The sequence below is a fragment of the Paenarthrobacter sp. NPDC089307 genome (genome assembly GCF_040685055.1).
Classification (GTDB): Bacteria; Actinomycetota; Actinomycetes; order Actinomycetales; family Micrococcaceae; genus Arthrobacter.
Map to the genome: position 1 here is coordinate 66014 of NZ_JBFBHE010000007.1, position 17872 is coordinate 83885.

Annotated in this window: 16 protein-coding genes, 1 pseudogene and 1 riboswitch; of the genes and pseudogenes, 12 read left to right on the forward strand and 5 right to left on the reverse strand. The window is 64.6% G+C overall.

Annotation, left to right across the window (positions count from 1 at the left end):
- Nucleotides 1-39 precede the first annotated feature (39 nt).
- The 6 genes from AB0N72_RS17355 to mnhG are packed head-to-tail and all read left to right on the forward strand — an operon-like array spanning nucleotide 40 to nucleotide 6354.
- A complete protein-coding gene (locus AB0N72_RS17355; protein WP_363933408.1) occupies nucleotides 40-3075 on the forward strand; it encodes a Na+/H+ antiporter subunit A in 3036 nt (1011 codons plus the stop codon).
- Nucleotides 3072-3572 carry a Na(+)/H(+) antiporter subunit C gene (locus tag AB0N72_RS17360; RefSeq protein ID WP_363933410.1) on the forward strand — a complete coding sequence of 167 codons (501 nt, stop codon included), beginning with the start codon at nucleotides 3072-3074 and terminating at the stop codon, nucleotides 3570-3572. The genes AB0N72_RS17355 and AB0N72_RS17360 overlap by 4 nt, the downstream gene beginning before the upstream one ends.
- Complete coding sequence (locus AB0N72_RS17365; protein WP_363933412.1) at nucleotides 3569-5137, forward strand: Na+/H+ antiporter subunit D; 1569 nt, start codon at nucleotides 3569-3571, stop codon at nucleotides 5135-5137. The genes AB0N72_RS17360 and AB0N72_RS17365 overlap by 4 nt, the downstream gene beginning before the upstream one ends.
- Nucleotides 5134-5700 (forward strand): Na+/H+ antiporter subunit E, encoded by a 567-nt coding sequence (locus tag AB0N72_RS17370; protein WP_363933414.1) that lies wholly within the window; start codon nucleotides 5134-5136, stop codon nucleotides 5698-5700. Before AB0N72_RS17365 ends, AB0N72_RS17370 begins: the two co-directional genes overlap by 4 nt.
- On the forward strand, nucleotides 5697-5975 hold the full coding sequence (locus AB0N72_RS17375) for a monovalent cation/H+ antiporter complex subunit F (protein ID WP_363933415.1): 279 nt from the start codon (nucleotides 5697-5699) through the stop codon (nucleotides 5973-5975). The genes AB0N72_RS17370 and AB0N72_RS17375 overlap by 4 nt, the downstream gene beginning before the upstream one ends.
- Nucleotides 5965-6354, forward strand: coding sequence for a monovalent cation/H(+) antiporter subunit G (mnhG, locus tag AB0N72_RS17380; RefSeq protein ID WP_363933417.1), 390 nt, complete (start codon nucleotides 5965-5967; stop codon nucleotides 6352-6354). The genes AB0N72_RS17375 and mnhG overlap by 11 nt, the downstream gene beginning before the upstream one ends.
- An 82-nt stretch (nucleotides 6355-6436) precedes the next feature.
- Here mnhG and AB0N72_RS17385 read toward each other — a convergent pair whose 3' ends face one another.
- Both AB0N72_RS17385 and AB0N72_RS17390 read right to left on the reverse strand, forming a co-directional pair.
- The gene (locus AB0N72_RS17385; RefSeq protein WP_363933419.1) at nucleotides 6437-6697 is read right to left on the reverse strand and encodes a DUF4235 domain-containing protein; all 261 of its coding nucleotides are present in this window, start codon (nucleotides 6695-6697) and stop codon (nucleotides 6437-6439) included.
- 27 nt (nucleotides 6698-6724) lie between these two features.
- Nucleotides 6725-7402: an NUDIX domain-containing protein gene (locus tag AB0N72_RS17390; protein WP_363933421.1), complete on the reverse strand. Its 678-nt coding sequence runs from the start codon at nucleotides 7400-7402 to the stop codon at nucleotides 6725-6727.
- Nucleotides 7403-7549: 147 nt separating this feature from the next.
- A riboswitch (TPP riboswitch) is annotated at nucleotides 7550-7686 on the forward strand.
- Nucleotides 7687-7760: 74 nt separating this feature from the next.
- Here AB0N72_RS17390 and AB0N72_RS17395 point away from each other — a divergent pair.
- The 3 genes from AB0N72_RS17395 to AB0N72_RS17405 are packed head-to-tail and all read left to right on the forward strand — an operon-like array spanning nucleotide 7761 to nucleotide 10734.
- Nucleotides 7761-8381, forward strand: coding sequence for an ECF transporter S component (locus tag AB0N72_RS17395; RefSeq protein WP_363933423.1), 621 nt, complete (start codon nucleotides 7761-7763; stop codon nucleotides 8379-8381).
- On the forward strand, nucleotides 8381-9943 hold the full coding sequence (locus AB0N72_RS17400) for an ATP-binding cassette domain-containing protein (protein WP_363933425.1): 1563 nt from the start codon (nucleotides 8381-8383) through the stop codon (nucleotides 9941-9943). Before AB0N72_RS17395 ends, AB0N72_RS17400 begins: the two co-directional genes overlap by 1 nt.
- Nucleotides 9940-10734, forward strand: a complete 795-nt coding sequence (locus tag AB0N72_RS17405) for an energy-coupling factor transporter transmembrane component T (RefSeq protein WP_363933426.1) — start codon at nucleotides 9940-9942, stop codon at nucleotides 10732-10734. The genes AB0N72_RS17400 and AB0N72_RS17405 overlap by 4 nt, the downstream gene beginning before the upstream one ends.
- On the opposite strand, the gene AB0N72_RS17410 is transcribed toward AB0N72_RS17405, so the two are convergent.
- Nucleotides 10731-11330, reverse strand: coding sequence for a GNAT family N-acetyltransferase (locus AB0N72_RS17410; RefSeq protein ID WP_363933428.1), 600 nt, complete (start codon nucleotides 11328-11330; stop codon nucleotides 10731-10733). The two genes, AB0N72_RS17405 and AB0N72_RS17410, sit on opposite strands and share 4 nt — an antisense overlap.
- A gap of 37 nt (nucleotides 11331-11367) precedes the next feature.
- Nucleotides 11368-13487: pseudogene (locus AB0N72_RS17415) on the reverse strand (penicillin acylase family protein).
- Between the two features lie 101 nt (nucleotides 13488-13588).
- Between AB0N72_RS17415 and AB0N72_RS17420 the strand changes: the two are divergent.
- The 3 genes from AB0N72_RS17420 (at nucleotide 13589) to AB0N72_RS17430 (ending at nucleotide 17273) form a co-directional block, all read left to right on the forward strand.
- Nucleotides 13589-14314, forward strand: coding sequence for a siderophore-interacting protein (locus tag AB0N72_RS17420; RefSeq protein WP_363933429.1), 726 nt, complete (start codon nucleotides 13589-13591; stop codon nucleotides 14312-14314).
- Nucleotides 14315-14459: 145 nt separating this feature from the next.
- Nucleotides 14460-15983 carry a UDP-N-acetylglucosamine 1-carboxyvinyltransferase gene (locus AB0N72_RS17425; protein WP_363933430.1) on the forward strand — a complete coding sequence of 508 codons (1524 nt, stop codon included), beginning with the start codon at nucleotides 14460-14462 and terminating at the stop codon, nucleotides 15981-15983.
- A gap of 105 nt (nucleotides 15984-16088) precedes the next feature.
- The gene (locus tag AB0N72_RS17430) at nucleotides 16089-17273 is read left to right on the forward strand and encodes a glutamate--cysteine ligase (RefSeq protein WP_363933432.1); all 1185 of its coding nucleotides are present in this window, start codon (nucleotides 16089-16091) and stop codon (nucleotides 17271-17273) included.
- On the opposite strand, the gene AB0N72_RS17435 is transcribed toward AB0N72_RS17430, so the two are convergent.
- Nucleotides 17270-17869 carry a hypothetical protein gene (locus tag AB0N72_RS17435; protein ID WP_363933433.1) on the reverse strand — a complete coding sequence of 200 codons (600 nt, stop codon included), beginning with the start codon at nucleotides 17867-17869 and terminating at the stop codon, nucleotides 17270-17272. The two genes, AB0N72_RS17430 and AB0N72_RS17435, sit on opposite strands and share 4 nt — an antisense overlap.
- Nucleotides 17870-17872 lie beyond the last annotated feature (3 nt).

Genomic DNA, 17872 nt, shown 5'->3' on the forward strand with positions numbered 1-17872 from the left:
AACTTTTGACAATGCCTTCCTGACTTTGCGGAGAAAACAGTGATCACAGTTCTCGCCATCACCTTTGTAGCGGCAACTGTGGCGCCCTTGGTCTTTCGCTCACTGGGTCGGAACGCGTTCTATCTGCTCGCCGCGGTCCCCGCAGCCGCCTTCGTTTGGCTGCTGTTCCAGTACGGTCCCGTATATTCCAATGGCGGCATAGAAGAAGTCCTGCCGTGGATTCCCAGCCTCCAGCTTGAACTGGCATTCCGCATGGATCCACTGGCCTGGGTCATGTCCCTGCTCATTCTTGGAGTGGGTTCCCTGGTGCTGGTCTACTGCGCCAGGTACTTCAAGAACAAGGACGCGGGCCTCGGTGGTTTCGGTGCCCAGTTGCTGGCCTTCGCCGGAGCCATGTTCGGATTGGTTACCTCCGATGACCTCCTGATGCTGTTCATCTTCTGGGAGTTGACCACCATCCTGTCCTATCTGCTGATCGGCTACGCCCGCACGCGCCTGGCGGCCCGCCGTTCTGCACTGCAAGCACTGATGGTCACCACGGCGGGTGGCCTGGCGATGCTTGTCGGCCTCATCATCGTTGGCCAGGCCGCCGGGACCTACCGCATCTCCACCATTCTGGACCAAGCCGGCACGCTCATGAGCGGACCCATGCAAGGGGCGGTGACCGCCGCCGTCGTACTGATCCTGGTGGGTGCCATCACCAAGTCGGCGCTTGTTCCGTTCCACTTCTGGCTCCCCGGCGCCATGGCTGCACCGACGCCGGTCAGCGCCTATTTGCATGCGGCCGCCATGGTGAAGGCCGGTATCTACATCGTCGCGCGGCTGGCTCCGGGCTTTGCCGAATCGGACCTTTGGCTGCCGCTGGTGCTGGGGCTCGGTCTGGCCACCATGCTCGTAGGCGGCTACCGTGCGCTGCGGCAGACGGACATCAAGCTCATCCTTGCTTATGGCACCGTTAGCCAGCTCGGGTTCCTCACCATGGTGGTGGGGCTGGGACGGCCCGATGCCGCACTGGCCGGCCTCGGCCTGCTGCTGGCCCACGGTCTGTTCAAAGCCGCGCTGTTCCTGGTGGTAGGCATCATCGACCACCAATCCGGCACCCGCGACATCCGCAAGCTTTCGGGCGTCTTCCGTTCCTCCCGCGCCCTGGGCGTGGTTGCGGCCATTGCGGCGGCGTCCATGGCGGGAGTACCGCCGTTGGCGGGATTCGTCGCGAAGGAGTCGGTATTCGAGGCTTTTGTCCACTACGGAACCGGCCACGATGCCCCCGCTTGGGGCATCTGGATCCTCGTGGGCCTGGTCATTGGCTCCATCCTGACGTTCGCTTACAGCGCCAGGTTCATGTGGGGTGCGTTCGCCGTCAAGCCCGGAGTTGAGCCCACCCCGTTCAAACCAATCAAGCCCGCATTCCTGGCTGCCCCGGCGATCCTCAGCCTGCTCACCATCGTGTACGGCCTGTGGCCGGCACCGGTGGACACCTGGATACAGCCTTACGCTGCGTTGTTCGCTGACGGTCCGGACGCCGTCGACGCCGGTCACTTGGCTTTGTGGCATGGCCTCACCCCTGCGTTGGGGCTGACGGCGGTGACCTTCGCATTGGGCGCGGCCATGTTCTACGGGCGCAACCTCGTTGCCCGCGTCCAGGGCCTGGTTCCGGACTGGGTCGACGGCGACCGTGCGTACCAAAACACCATCGGCGCCCTGGACGATATTGCAGTCTGGGTCACGGGCCGCACTCAGCGTGGTTCGCTGTACTTCTACCTGGCAGTGATCCTGACTGTCGCTTTCGCGGTTCCCCTGACCGCCTTGGTCATGGCCAACAAGCCCCTGCCCGAGGGCATCTATTTCATCGATCCGAATTCGCCCTTGCAGGTGGTGGCAGGAGTCGGAATCGTTGTGGGCGCACTGGCCGCGGTCAGGGCCAACAAGCGGTTCCTCGCGGTGCTCATGGTGTCCGTTACCGGCTACGGCATTGCCCTCATGTTTGCGTTCCAAGGTGCTCCGGACCTGGCCCTGACGCAGATGCTGGTGGAAACCATCGTGCTGGTGGCCTTCGTGCTCGCCATGCGCAGCCTGCCCGCGGAGTTGCGGGACCGGACAGGGGGCCGGCTCAGGGTCATCCGTGTCATCATTGGCGCGGCCTTTGGCATCACCATGATCTTTGTGGCGATCTACGCAATGGGCGCCCGCGTAACCACTCCGGTTTCCCTTGACTTCCCGCGCCTGGCCTACGAAGGGGGCGGCGGGCTGAACGTGGTCAACGTAACCCTCGTGGACATCCGTGCCTGGGATACCTTCGGTGAGATCTCCGTGCTGGCAATCGCTGCCACAGGCGTCGCCAGCCTGATCTTCGTCCGAAGCCGCGGGGACAGGATTAAGACGTCCGAGGCGGTGCCGGAAGGCAGCGTGGGGCGCCGCACCGGCGTCGAACGTGATTCCAGGGCACATGCCACGCTGGCAGTCGCCCGGAAGTTCACGGGCGTCACCCGCGACGCCTGGTTGGTGGCAGGCCGCACCCTGGCTCCCGAACGTCGCTCGATCATTTTCGAAGTCGTCACCCGGCTCATCTTTCACTCGATGATCGTCTTCTCCATCTACCTCCTCCTCGCAGGGCATAACCTCCCCGGCGGCGGGTTCGCCGGTGGCCTCACGGCGGGGCTCGCCCTGACCATCCGCTACCTGGCCGGTGGACGGTTTGAGTTGAGCGAGGCGGCGACAGTCAGCGCCGGGACACTTTTGGGAACGGGACTTGCGACGGCGGCAGCCTCCGGAGTTGTGCCGCTGTTCCTCGGGGGACAGGTGTTCCAGAGCGCCATCATCGAGTTCTGGTTGCCCGTCTTTGGCGACGTCAAGTTCGTCACGTCCACCATTTTCGATATCGGCGTGTACATCGTGGTGGTGGGATTGGCGCTGGACGTCCTCCGAAGCCTCGGTGCCGAAATCGACGAACATTTTGAAGGTGCGGGCGCCCCCCTCACCGAGGAAGAGGCCGCAGAGCAAGCCGGGAGGGCGCAGGAAGCCGGACTGGCCCAGGAAGCTGCCGCATCCGTCGCATCCGGGAAAGGTACATCATGAGCATCAACCTGACCCTGCTGATCGTCATGGGCGTCCTCTACGCCTGCGGAATCTACCTCATCCTCGAACGCAGCCTCACCCGCGTGCTGTTGGGTTTGATGCTGCTGGCCAATGCCACCAACATCCTGATCCTGAGTACGGGTGGGTACGCCGGACTGGCGCCTTTCTTCACCAAGGAAACGAACCCGGATTCCTACAGTGACCCTCTTCCGCAGGCACTGATCCTCACCTCGATCGTCATTTCCTTCGCGGTGACAGCCTTCATGCTCGGCATTATCTACCGCACGTGGGTGCTTGCCCGCCAGGATGAAATCCAGGACGACCTCGAAGACGTCCGCGTGGCAAAGACTCCCAGTTTCGACGCCGAGGACGACGCAATCGTGCCCTTGGAAACCTCGGAGTTCGCGCTTACTCCGTCCAGCACTTCGGACCGGTACCACCCGGAAGCCACAGAAACCCCCAACACGTCATCGACGCAGGAAGGAGGCAGCGCGTGAATCTCGCAAACCTGTCGCCGCTGGCTGTCCTCCTCCCGATCCTGGGGGCCGCGCTGGCCTTCCTCCTGATCCGGCACCAGACCGCGCAGAGGGTAGTCAGTATCGGCATCCTCAGCAGCACGTTGCTGCTGGAATGCCTGTTGCTGTTCTCCGTATGGACCGGCGGCACCACCTCCGTCACCTTGGGCGGCTGGCTGCCGCCATGGGGCGTGGTGCTGGTGGTGGACCAGTTCTCCTCCCTCATGCTCGTGGTTTCGTCCGTGGTAAGCCTTGCCGTTTTGATTTACGCCACCGGCCAAGGCATGGCCGACGGCGACCAGGAAGCTCCCGTTTCGATCTTCCACCCGACGTACCTCATCCTGGTGGCGGGCGTGTCCAATGCCTTCCTCACCGGCGACCTGTTCAACCTCTACGTCGGTTTCGAGATCCTGCTGACGGCAAGCTACGTGCTCATGACCCTGGGCGGGACGGGGCCGCGCATTCGTGCCGGCGTCACCTACGTGGTGGTTTCGGTGGTGTCGTCGGTTCTGTTCCTTATCGCCATTGCCATGATTTACGGGGCCACGGGAACCATCACCATGGCGGATCTGGCCGTCAAACTGGCCGAACTGGACCCAGGCACCCAGAACCTGTTGCACGTGATGCTGCTGGTCGCATTTGGCATCAAGGCCGCCGTGTTCCCCTTGTCCTTCTGGCTCCCCGACTCCTACCCCACGGCACCGGCCCCCGTCACCGCGGTGTTCGCCGGATTGCTGACCAAGGTGGGTGTTTATGCCATGGTCCGCACCGAAACCCTGCTGTTCCCGGGGGACACCCTGAACGTCCCTTTGATGGTGGTGGCGCTACTCACCATGGTTGTCGGTATTCTGGGTGCCCTTGCCCAGAGCGACATCAAGCGTCTCTTGTCCTTTACCCTGGTCAGCCACATTGGCTACATGGTGTTTGGCCTCGCCATCAGTTCCGTGGCCGGCCTCGGGGCAGCCGTCTTCTACGTTGCGCACCACATCACCGTGCAGACCAGCCTGTTCCTGGTCACCGGACTCATTGAACGCCGTGGCGGCAGCTCTTCCATTGACCGGCTGGGTGGCCTGGCCAAGCTCTCACCGTTGCTGGCGTTGCTGTTCTTCGTACCCGCCATGAACCTGGCGGGCATCCCTCCGTTCTCCGGCTTCCTTGGAAAACTGGGCCTCCTGCAGGCCGGCGTTGAGCTTGGCACACCTTTGGCGATCGTGCTGGTAGTAGGTGGAGTGGTCACCAGCCTGCTGACACTCCTGGCGATCGCGAGGGTATGGAACAGGGCCTTCTGGCGCAAACCCGAGGACGCCGAATACCCGGATCCCGTGCTGTTGACCCCCGGGAACGTCGGAGTGCTGCCGCGGACCATGGTGGGCTCCACTGCGGCCTTGGTGGTGTTTGGAGTTGCCTTGACGGTCTTCGCCGGCCCGCTCTTCCAGGTGGCGGACGGTTCCGCGGAGATCATGCTGGACCGCTCGGCCTACATCCATTCGGTGCTGGGCGATTCCGTTGAGGTGCCGCCGCTGCCACAGAACGCTGGTGCCAAATGAGCCGCAAGCCGATCTCATTCCGCACGGAACTGCCGCTGCTCATCTGGCTGGTCGTCGTCTGGGGTGCGCTGTGGCGGGACTTCAGCCCGGGCAACCTGCTCTTCGGGGCCCTGATCGCGGTGCTGGTTGCCAAGTTCTTCTACCTTCCGCCGGTGGAGCTCAGCGGACGGTTCAACATCCTGCGTGCCATTCCGTTCGCCCTGATGTTCGTCGCCAAAGTGGTGGCAGCGAGCTTCCTGGTGCTGTACCTCGCGGTGGTCAAGGGACCCAAGGTCCGCAGCGCCGTCGTCGCTGTTCCGCTGCGAAGCCATTCGGACCTCATGGTGACGGCCACAGGCCACGTCATCTCGTTGATCCCCGGCTCCCTCGTGGTGGAAGTGGACCGTTCCACTTCCACCCTTTACCTCCATGCGCTGAACATTTACCAAGAAGCGGACATCGACAAAATACGCCGGGAAACCCAAAACATTGAGGCAGGGTTGATCCGCATCATGGGCACCCGGGAAGAAGTCGAAGCGCTGAAAGCCGAGCCCCGTCCCGGCATTGAAGGAGCCACGCTGTGAAGGAATTTGTTCTTGTGGCCACGGCAGTAATCCTCAGCCTGGCAGCTGCGGGTGCCATCGTGCGCATCGCAATTGGCCCGTCCCTGCTGGACCGTGTCCTGGCCTCTGACGTACTGCTGGCCATCCTGGGCGCAGCCCTCGCCGTAGACATGGCAGTGAACCGCCACCTCAATAACCTGATGCTGCTGGTGGCGCTTGCCATTATCGGGTTCATTGGCTCGGTGACGGTTGCCCGGTTCGTGGCCGAGCGGAGGGAACAAAACAATGAGTCCTGACGCCACCGGGATGGATCTCGTGATTGACACCGCAACGGCGGTGTTCCTGATTGTGGGTGCCCTGATGTCGCTCGGCGCCGCGATCGGCCTGCTGCGATTTCCGGATCTCATGAGCCGCATGCACGCAGCCACCAAGCCGCAGGTGTTGGGCTTGTTCCTGATGCTCGGGGCGATCGGACTGCAGATGCGCACGTGGTGGGTGTGGCCTGTCCTGCTGGTGGCGTGGATCTTCCAGCTGCTCACGGCACCGGTCTCCGCCCACATGGTGGGCCGCTCCGCCTACCGCACCAAGCATGGGCACCGCGAGAAGCTCACCAAGGATGAACTTGAAGCCGTGGTCCAAAGGGCGGCTGCGGGCCAGGATCCGTTGGAACCCTAGAACAACGCGGGGTCACTTGTGGCCCATAAATCGCCGTGGGACGGGCCATAAGTGACCCCGCGTTGCTTCTCTAAGGGTGTGCTTAGACGATGTCCGCGCTCTTGGCGAAGCGGGCAATTGCCCGTTGCGTGCCCCTGCTGGCAAGAACCTGGATGAGGGTGCTCACAAAAGCAGAAATCAGCGCGAAGGTCAGGGCCGAGCGGAGGCTCGCTTCCATGTCGTCGTTGCCTGTGGGCGGCTTGCTCCCCGTGGCCTTCTCCCAGCCCTTGTTGACGAGTTTGGTACCGACAAAGCCTGCGCCGAGGCTTACTCCGGCACCCAGCAGCTTGAAAAAGAGGTTCATGCCCCCAGCCTAGCTGCACTGCCCCGGCTACCTGCGGCTTTCGCGCTCCTTGAGGAAGGCCGCTAAAGAACCCACCGGGGCCAGTACCGGGACCACCGGGTGCTCGGCGGACCACACAGCCTCAACGGAATCGAAGGCTGCAATCTCCTTGAGCAGATGGTACGTAGGAGGCATGAGCTTCAATTCTCCGGCGGCTTCCGCTTCGAGGATTCCTGCCACCGGCATCCACAAGGATTGCCACGCTTCCGTTGTTTGGTGGCGGGGCTGGGCATCCGGCGCGGGTTTGGCTACGTAGAAGTAGGTGTCGAAACGTTTGGGCATGTCAACAGGAGTGATCCAGTTGGCCCAAGGGCGCAGGTCAGCGGCTTCGATGTCCAGCCCGGCCTCTTCCTGCACTTCGCGTATGGCTGCCGCGACAACTGCCCCCGCCTTCTGTTCTGCCTGGGCGGGGTCAGTGGCAATGGAGCTCTGTGCCCAGGCTGCCGCATGGCTGCGGAGCAGTTCGGACGGGTAGTCCCATCCGGTTTCGTCCGCAGTATCCACCCGGCCGCCGGGGAAGACCACCATTCCGGCAGCGAAGTCCATGGTGCTGACCCTGTGCTGGACAAAGGCCTCAAGCCCGGATGGGGCGTCGCGGAGCAGGATCACGCTGGCTGCAAGGCGGGGCTCGGCCGCTGGGCCGTTGGAGCCGTGAAGGTCCGTCATAAGGCCATTCTGTCAGGTCGAGTGCCGGGCTGGGCCTGCGCGCCAAGCCCGGCAAGGACCCCGGAATGGGTGGTATCCGAATATGACCCTGCGCCCGCCACCCTCGCACCTGGAGGTGTAAACTGAACCAGCCCATCAGGGCAGATTTGATAACGACAGGGGAGCGCCGCCGTCGAATCCTGCAACCGTGCAGGAGACGCGAGGGCGCTGAGAGTGCGGACAGCCGCAGACCCTCGAACCTGATCCGGTTAGTACCGGCGCAAGGGAGTCGAGCTTCTCAGAGTGTCCGGATCCGGACGGCATAAGCCAGGCGGATCCGGGGAGCACTTTCCCCTCCTGTAACCTCAGGAGGCAGAAAATGACCACGGTAAACGTGAAGAAGACCAGTTATGGCTGGCGAGTTGTAGACATCGTGGTGGCAGCCCTTATCGCCATCGCCGGCGGCGTGATCTTCTGGGCCTGGTCCCAGGGCGCCGCGCTTGTATCCATTCCCATGAACGCGGCATATCCGCCCCTCACCGGCCTGATCGCTGGTGGCTGGATGATCCCGGCTGTCCTGGGCATGCTCATTATCCGCAAGCCGGGCGCGGCCCTCTTCTGTGAGGCCGTGGCCGCCACGGGCGAGCTCATCATGGGCTCGCAGTACGGCACCACGGTGTTGATCTCGGGCATCCTGCAGGGACTCGGCGCCGAGCTCATCTTCGCGGCCTTCCGCTACAAGAAGTTCAACCTGCCCACGTCACTCCTCGCGGGCGCGGGTGCGGGGCTCTTCTGCGGCCTCAACGACTCCTTCCTGCCGTGGGGATGGAACATCGCCTACGAAGCCATCGACAAGCTGACCTACATTGCGTTCTGCACGATCTCCGGCGCAGTGATCGCTGGCGGACTGTCCTGGATCGCCACGCGCGGCCTGGCCAAGACGGGCGTCCTTAGCTCCTTCGGGTCCCGCAAGGCCGCCTCGGAGCCTGTCTTCAACTGATGCCTGCCACACACAGCGGTTCGGTGCGGCCGGCCGCCATCTCCGCCGAGGGGTGGGGATGGCGGCATGCCGGCCGCGCAACGCCTGCCACCCAGGGCCTGGACCTCAGGATCGAACCGGGGGAACGCGTGCTGCTGCTGGGCCCTTCGGGAGCCGGCAAGTCCACGCTCCTGCACGCCCTCGCAGGGGTGCTGGGGGACGAGGAAGACGACTCGGACGAGACCGGATCGCTGTTGATCGACGGCGCCGCGCCCCGCGGGCAACGTGGACGCGCCGGCCTGATGCAGCAGGACCCGGAAACGCAGGTAGTCCTCTCGCGCGTAGGCGACGACGTCGCGTTCGGCGCGGAGAACCTGGCAGTGCCCCGTGACGAGATCTGGGCACGCGTCCACGAAGCGCTCGACGACGTCGGCTTGCGTACCGCTGCCGGTGGCGGTTTGGCGTTGGACCACCCGACGGCGGCACTGTCCGGGGGCCAGAAGCAGCGCCTTGCGCTTGCCGGCATTTTGGCGATGCGGCCCGGGCTGATCCTGCTGGACGAGCCCACGGCCAACCTCGATCCCGCGGGAGTCCTCGAGGTCCGTGACGCAGTGGGCCGCTGCCTGGACAAGACGGGCGCCACGCTGGTGGTGGTGGAGCACAGGGTGTCCGTGTGGAAGGACCTGGTGGACCGGATTGTGGTCCTGCAGCCAGGCTCCGCCAGGACAGAAACGGGCGTCCTTCTGGACGGACCACCGGAGCAGGTGCTCGCGGAAGCACGCACCATGCTCATGGCAGCCGGGGTGTGGGTTCCCGGGTATGTTCCGGCAACAAGGGCGCGGAGCCAGGCAACCGGGACGAACGAGCTCCTCCTCGCGACACAGGACTTGGCCGTCTCCCGGGAAAAGCCGAGGTGGAAGGGCTTCAAAACCATCCCGCCGGTTCCCGCGCAGGAGGACATCAACGCCCAGGTCAGGGCCGGCCAGGCCCTGACGATCACCGGACCGAACGGGGCAGGAAAGTCCACCTTTGCGCTGACCTTGGCCGGCCTCCTGGCGCCTGTGCGCGGCACGGTGAGTGCCGGCGTCGAGCTTTCACAGGGAGCGGGCATTGACCCGTACGCATGGAAGGCGGACCAGCTCATCTCCAGGATCGGCACGGTCTTCCAGGAGCCGGAACACCAGTTCGTCACCGGCAAGGTCATCGATGAACTCATGTTCGGTCCGAAGCACTTGGGGCATGGCGAGGAACGGGTGGACGAACTGGTGGAGCGGCTGCGGCTGGACCATCTGGTGGACGCGAATCCGTACACACTCTCCGGCGGGGAGAAACGCAGGCTTTCAGTGGCCACAGTGCTCGCGGCCCACCCCAAGGTACTTGTGCTCGATGAGCCTACCTTCGGCCAGGACGCCAATACCTGGGCGGAACTGGCCTCGTTCCTCTCGGAGTTGCTGGACGCCGGTACTGCCGTCGTCTCGGTGACCCACGACCAGGAGTTCAGCGCCGTCCTGGGTGGGACCGAACTGCGGCTGGGACCGGTGCCGCAGGGCGAAACCACCCATCAGGAAGCGGGTGCCGCATGAGGGACGCCTTGAACCTGCGCGGCAACCAGGCACTCCTGACACGGGCAAACCCCTTGGCCAAGTTCGTGGCTGTCTTCCTCATTTCCCTGGTGTTGGCGTTGTCCATCGACTGGGTTTCGGCATCAACGGCGCTCGTCGCCGAACTGGCTCTCTTCCCGTTGGCTGGCCTTACGCTGCGGCTGTTGTGGCTGCGGGCGTGGCCGTTGATCATTGCGGCCGTGATTGGTGGCTGGAGTACCGCGATTGTGGCCGCGGACAGCGGCGCTGTACTGCTCGACGTCGGACTCTGGTCAATCAGCGAAGGTTCCCTCCAGCTGGGGCTGGGTTTCATGCTGCGGGGTTTGGCGATCGCCCTCCCGGCGATCCTGCTGATGTCCTGCACCGACCCGACTGACTTGGCGGACGCCCTGGCGCAGAAGGCCAGGCTGCCGCACCGCTTTGTCCTCGGCTCCCTTGCCGCGATGCGGCTTGTGGGCCTCATGGCGGAGGAGTGGCAGACCATAGGCATGGCCCGGCGGGCCCGCGGGGTTGGCTCACAAGGCAGCCCGATCCAACGTCTGAAAGCCACGCTCGGCCAGAGCTTCGGACTCTTGGTGCAGGCCGTCCGGCGGGCTTCGCGGCTGGCCGTGACCATGGAAGCCCGCGGTTTCGGTGGGGGACAACGAACGTGGGCACGCGAATCCACGTACTCACTCCTGGACATATGGGTGCTCGCTGGGGGCCTGGCGATAGCAGCCGGCGCCGTGCTTGCTGCCGTGGGCGCCGGAACGTGGAGCTTCGTTTGGCGCTAGCGGGCTGCCAGTTCCTGGATCCCGTCAAAATCTTCCCGTGTGAGGAAGCCGAGTTGGGCTTCCTTTTTCTCCAGCTGGATGATCGGACCGAGCTCGAAACAGGTCGCTTCAAGCCGTCGCAGGGCTTTGGCGTTGCGTGAGTCGGGCTCCACGATGATCCGGTCCTTGCCGGGCAGGGAGAACATGTACTTGATGAGGGATGTGCCGAGCCTGGGTGTGAAGTGGGGAATTGGCCGGGTTGCCGGCGCCAGCAACAGGTGCATGCCGATGTCCGCCTCCCGTGCAGGGTAGGCCTCACCTACGGGATCGTGCAGCGGCTCGTATGTCTGGAACAGTGCCAGCGGTTCGCCGTCAAGGAGGGCCAGGAATGCGTGGTGGGTCTCCAACGAGTCCAGGAACTCGTAGATTTCGAGCACTTCCTCCTGCGATTTCTCCGTCATGCCCCAGAACTTGGCGCGGGGCTGCTTGACCCATTCGAAGACCAGCCCGATGTCCTCGCCGGGAACCAGCGGAACAATACGCAGCTCACCCCATCCCTCGAGGCTTTCGGAGTAGACGGTGGTGCGGACGGAGAAGTCCGGTGTTGCAGTGATCATGGTTTCCTTTGGTAGGCGGGGCGAAGGTCGGCAGGTGTTAGTGCGTGTCTTTGGCCAGGCTGGACCAGTCGGTGGGCACGGGGACCATCTGCCCTTCTGTCCAGAGCGCCAGTTGGTCGGCGAAATGACTGTGGCCGGGTGATCCTGAAGCTCCGAAGGGCACAATCCACCGGCTGTTGTCCCGGTTGGCCAGGTCCCAGACGTAGCGGGCTACGGGCCCCCGGAAGCTTCGGTCTTCCACTCCGGGGAGGCTTTCGGTGCACAGCACGCAGCCGGTGTCTCCGCTCAGGGCGGTCGCCGGGGCCGCTCCTGCAAGTGCCTTGGGGAGGACATGGACTGCCATCAGCTGGTGCCGCTCGCCCCAGGAGCCTCCATCCAACATGGCTTCCGATGCTGTGTCCTCAAGTGCTGCTGCCACCTCTTCCCCTGCCGCGATGCCAAGTTCGGAACCGCGGACCAGCAGTGTTTCCAACGCGAAGCCGATGCGCGATGCCACGGACAACCACGGCCCGAACAGGGAGGAATAGCCGCTGGCTGCCTTCAGCGGAGCAAGGGCGGTATGCCGTCCCAGCCGCTGAACCAACGCAGCCCGCCAGGCGGCGAAAACGGCGGCTTGGTGGCTGCCTGCGTCCATCCGGCCATCCCAGGCCCGCAGCCGGGTCCTGACTTCCTTTGCTTCCTCCGACAGCTGGGATGGGTCCACTGCGCCCAGAAGCTGCCGGAAGAAGGGCCAAGGACCAAGCAACGTGTCCGAGTGGATGGCCTGCATGTCATCTGCGGACAGCATCCCGGTGGGTCCGGACTCCAACAGCTGCCGGATACGCAGGGCCCGGTAAGGAGGTGCGAACTCCATCGCCACTGCATCCCCGCCACCTGCCGCGCGGTCGTTCGCGCTGACTGCAAACTTCCCGATCCCGGCGCGGTGCAACGGGACGTATCGCCCTTCCCATGCGTGGCGGGGCGAAAATGCGGGCGCGGGCAGCCGGCGGTTTGCAGGGTTGCGCAGCGGAACCAGTCCGGCGACGAAATGCCGCACGGCCCCTGAGAATCCGCGGCCACCACGCTGTTGACGGGCTCCACCCAGGCATCGAAGGCAGCCTCAACGTCAGCGACGCTCCGGCTCCGCAGCAGCGGCAGGAGGGCCTCAAAACCCAGCCGCCCTTCCACCCCGGCGGGAAAACGCAAACTCAGGGCGCCGCCGTCGGGCGTTTCGGAAATGACCGGACCACGGGCTGTCTCGATGACCTCAACAATCACCGACCCACCGCCCCTGACGCTGATGGTTTCGGTATTGACGACGGCGGGTTCCCAGCCTTCGGCTCCCTGCGCCTCGATGCGTTCGCCGTCGTTGTCGCTGATCCGGCGCAGTTCTTCAACGAACAGGTCCTGGTAGTCGGCCATCGCGTTGGTGACGGCCCACGCGGTGTGGCCGGTGTGCGCGAAGTGCGGCAGGCCCGGAACGCCGGGAAACGCGAAGCCCACAACGTCGAATTCAGGGCAGGCCAGGCGCACCTGCTGGTAGACGCCCGGCAGCTCCATGAGGCGGTGGGGGTCCCCGGCGATCAACGGAAGGCCGCTGGCCGTCGTCGAGCCGTGCGCGGCCCAGGCGTTGCTGCCGGACCAGACCGGAGCCTCGATGCTGAACAGGTCCACGGCGTCTTCCCCGAGTGTCCTCGCGACGTGGGCGCGGAAGAGCTTGTTGGGAAATGTGGAGAAAAGGATGTGATGAACCAGGAAGACCCCGAGCGGTGTCCAGGGGAGCCACGGCTCGGGGGCGCAGCCGGCTTCATCGAACTCCGGGCCTCCGCGGAGACCGTCTGCCAAGGCCTGGTTGATCCCGGCCACGTACTGTCCGCACCACCTTCGGGTGGCCGGAGGGAGGTTGTCGAAGCAGCGGCGCGCGGTCTCGTTGAGCCGGGCCTGCCGGGCAAACCTGTCCCAGGCCAGGGCGTCCGGGCCCAGCACCTCAGCGGTCCGGCCTTCCGAACGCCAGCGCTCCAGCTCGATCTGCCAGGAACGGTCGATCGCCGCATTGCGGCCCTGGAGGAAGGCGAGCTCATCGGCGGAATCAGCCCAGAGGTTCGGAATGCCCCAGTGGTCGCGGTACGTTCCTGCTCCGCCTGCCGGGGCGGGGTGGTGCGTCGGGGCAGGCGTCATAGTCTGGGGCCGCTTTCGAGCTTAGGTTAGGCTTACTTAAGTTCAAGATAAATGGCTTTGGCCCCGTTCACAAATCGTGGACATTCGTGAAGGAGTGTTGCTTGAAGCGCAATTGGGAGGGCGTAGTCCTCAAGGTCATGGGCGCGAAGGACTTCACCCTGGAGGTCATCGGCCGCGAAGAAATTACCCCCGATTTCTTCCGCGTCCACGTGCGCGACGGCGGACTCCTGAAGGCCGGCGGCCTGCACCCAACCATGTGGATCCGGCTGTGGTTCAACGATTCCGGCAAGGCCCACCAACGCGCCTACACCCTGGTGGACGCCGACGCCGCGGCCGGAACGTTCAGCATGGATTTTGCGATGCACCGCGGGGTCGCAGCGGATTGGGCCCGCACGGTGCAACCCGGCGACACCATCGAGGCCACGGTCCAAGGCAGTTCCTTCAGCTTCCCCCAGCCGTCCCCGCGCCGCCTCTGGGTGGTAGGAGACCCCGCGTCCATTCCAGCGATCAACTCCCTCCTGGACGCGCGGGGCTTGGCTGAGGTTCCGGTGACCGCGTGGCTCGAATACCAGCACGACGCCGATCCCTCGCTGGAAGTGCGGACGGCGCCGAACGATGTGGTCACCTGGATACCCAGGAAGCGCGACGGCGCCGCCCTCGTGGAGGAGGTCTGCGATGCCCTGTCCGCGGATACGGTATCTGCAGCCGACGACTTCTTCTGGATCGCGTGCGAAGCATCAAGCACCCGGGCAATCGTCAAGCACCTGCGGAAGGGGCTGGGCGTGGATAAGCACAGGATCGACGCCTTGGGGTACTGGCGGGCGTAGTACCGAAGGGGCTCCGCGCGGCCGCGCAGGTGAGGCGAGTGCCGCCGTCGAGATCTATATCGCACAAAACGGATACGCTGTGACGTTTGCCGCGAAAACAGTGTTTCGCTGGCCAGTTCTAGCTCACTTATGATATTTCTTGGGTATGACGCAACCCACCGCAGAACACGTAGGCCTCCTGCTCCGCAACGCCCGGGGCGAAAAGGGTTGGACGCAGGGGCAGCTGGCTACTGAGCTGGGAACCAGCCAGAGCGCAATCGCCCGGATGGAACAGGGTAAACAAAACCTTAGTCTCCGGATGATCGAACGCCTCGAGGCGATCTTCGGCCGTTCCATCGTCAAGGTGGGCAAACCGCAGATGACCCACCTCCGGGTTGAGGGTGGGCGGACACTCTCGGGCGAAGTGGATGTCAACAGCAGCAAGAATGCCGGCGTGGCCCTGCTCTGCGCCAGCCTGATCAACCGCGGAACCACCACATTGCGGCGCCTTGCACGCATCGAGGAGGTCAACAGGATTGTTGAGGTCCTGACGTCCATCGGAGTCGAATGCACCTGGCTCAACGGAAGCGATCTGCGCATCCGCCGCCCCGAGGTCCTGGACCTTGAATCAATGGACGTCGACGCCGCCCGCCGGACCCGCAGCGTGATCATGCTGCTCGGCCCGCTCCTTGACGAGACCAGCGAATACCTTCTGCCCTACGCCGGTGGATGCGACCTCGGAACGCGGACCGTGGAGCCCCACATGCAGGCGCTGCGCCAGTTCGGACTGGACGTTGAGGCGAAGTCCGGGTTCTACTCCGTCACCGCGCCTCCCGCCGACGCCCACCACCGCTCGTTCGTGCTGACCGAGCGGGGAGACACCGTCACGGAGAACGCAATCATGGCTGCCGCGCACCGTGAAGGCACCACCGTGATCCGCAACGCCAGCCCCAACTACATGGTCCAGGACCTCTGCTTCTACCTGCAGGGCCTGGGCGTGGATATCCAGGGCGTGGGAACCACCACACTGAAGATCACCGGCCGGCCCGCCATCGATGTGGACATCGAGTACTTCCCGTCCGAGGACCCCATCGAGGCCATGAGCCTGATCACCGCCGGAATCGTGACAAACTCCGAGGTCACCATCCGCCGGGTACCCATTGAATTCATGGAAATCGAGCTGGCAACCCTGGAGCAGATGGGCCAGAAGTTGGAGATCTCCGGCGAGTACATGGCACGAAACGGCCGGACCCGCCTGGTGGATGTCACCACCAAGCCCTCCGAGCTCCGCGCTCCGCAGGACAAGATCCACCCCATGCCCTTCCCCGGCCTGAATATCGACAACCTGCCGTTCTTCGCCGTCATTGCGGGCAACGCCGAGGGGCAGACCATGATCCATGACTGGGTCTACGAGAACCGTGCCATCTACCTGACCGAACTCAACAAGCTCGGCGCCCAAGTACAGCTGCTGGATCCACACCGTATCTACGTCAACGGACCCACCAAGTGGCGTGCGGCCGAGGTCGGCTGCCCACCGGCGCTGCGTCCCGCCGCCTGCCTGCTCCTTGCGATGCTCGCGGCCCGGGGTACCTCTGAGCTCCGCAACATCTACGTGATCGAGCGCGGCTATGAGGACCTGGCCGAGCGGCTGAACACCATCGGCGCCAAGGTGGAGTACTTCCAGGACTGATCTCCCGCAACGCGGGGTCACTTATGGCCCGTCGCGTCCCTGCACATGGGCCATAAGTGACCCCGCGTTGCTTTTATGCGGGGGACTCGTGACGCAGAATGGAGCATGCGGACGTTTGGGGTGGAGGAAGAACTGCTCATCGTTGATCCTGCGACGGGTGCGCCCCTGGCCTTGGCGGATGCGCTTCTCGCCGGCCAGGGGGAACCCGCCACGGAGACAGGACTGAGCCCGGAGCTCAAGCTGGAGCAGATCGAAACCCAAACGCGCCCTTGCCACAGCTATGCCGAGCTGCTCCAGCAGATCCGCCGGGGCCGCGCCATGGCCGATGAAGCGGCCCGGCGACACGGCGCCAGGGTTGCCGCAATTGCCACCTCACCCCTGGCCTCTAACACGCACACCACCCCGGATCCCCGGTACGCTGCGATGCTGGACCACTTCGGGATCATCGCCACCGAGCAACTGACGTGCGGATTCCACGTGCACACCTCGGTGGAGTCGCCCGAAGAAGGGGTAGTGGTGTTGGACCACATCCGCGACAAACTCGCCGTACTGACCGCGCTCTCCGCCAATTCACCCTACTGGCGCGGCCTTCCCACCGGCTTTGACAGCTACCGCACGCAGGCGTGGAACCGCTGGCCAACGTCCGGGCCGTCGTCCATCTTTGGCTCACTGACGGCGTACCGGAGGGTGGTGCAGCGGCTGCTGGATACCGGGGTGATCCTGGATGAGGGCATGATCTACTTCGATGCCCGGGTCTCCAGAAACCACCCCACCGTGGAGGTCCGGGTGGCCGACGTCTGCCTCCGCGCCGAGGACGCAGCCTTGATCGCGGTACTGGTGCGGGCCTTGGTGGAGACGGCTTCGCTGGAAATGCTCGACGGCGTGGATCCCACCCCGGTGCCGACCGCACTGCTCCGGATGGCGGGTTGGCGGGCCAGTAACTCCGGTTTGCGCGGAGACCTCCTGGACTTCGGCGATTTCCGTCCCCTACCGGCCGCGGACGTGGTGTGGGCTTTGGTGGATTACCTCAGCCCGGTCTTGGATGACCAGGGTGAACTGACGCTGGTCAAGGCCGGAATCGCGGAGATCCTGGAGCGCGGCAACGGGGCGCTTGAACAACGCGACGCGGCGGCACGGTACAGCAACAGGCATAACGGGCCCGGGACCCCGCCCAACGCCGAGGCACTGGCGGCCGTGGTCTCGCATGCTGCGAAGGTTACGGTGCACGGCACCGGGCAGGCTGGGCCCAAGGACCCCCTGCCGATGCTGGCCAGGGTGCGGCGGCCCTAGTCCTCGATGTCGCTGGGGCCGGGGGGTTCCTCCCACGTCATCAGGTACGCGCCCACGGCTCCTTCGGTGAGATAGAAGACCAGCGGCGGTATGTCTTTGGTGGTTGCCAGGACCGCCCCGGACACCGCAGCCACTCCAGCTGCTGTGATGCCAGGCCACCGTTTTGCAGGGGAGTTCAGGAGGCTAACGCCCAGCGCTGCCAGGCCCGCCACGTGCAGCCAGGAGTAACCAAGGAACGGTGCGTTGGATCCACGGAACGAGGCGAATCGTTCAATGTCCGAGGCACGCCGCGCCAAGCTGTAGGTGAAGAGCGGCGCGCCTGCGAGCAAGGCCATGGCAGCCGCGGATGCCCACGAGCGGGAATTGCCGGGACGTTGAGCCTTGGCGAATGCCATGAATCCCGCCGGAACCGCGGCGGTGCCCGCAGCAGCCATGTGGTGGCCGATAATCCAGCCGCGCTCGCTGTCGACCAGCAAACGCAGGCGCTCCCCGGGGTCATTCATGAGGTACACGCGCGACCCCGGCGAAATCCCTGCCAACCACACCACCGAACCCGCAACAATGACAGCCCCCGCACGGCGGTATGGATGCCTCATGCG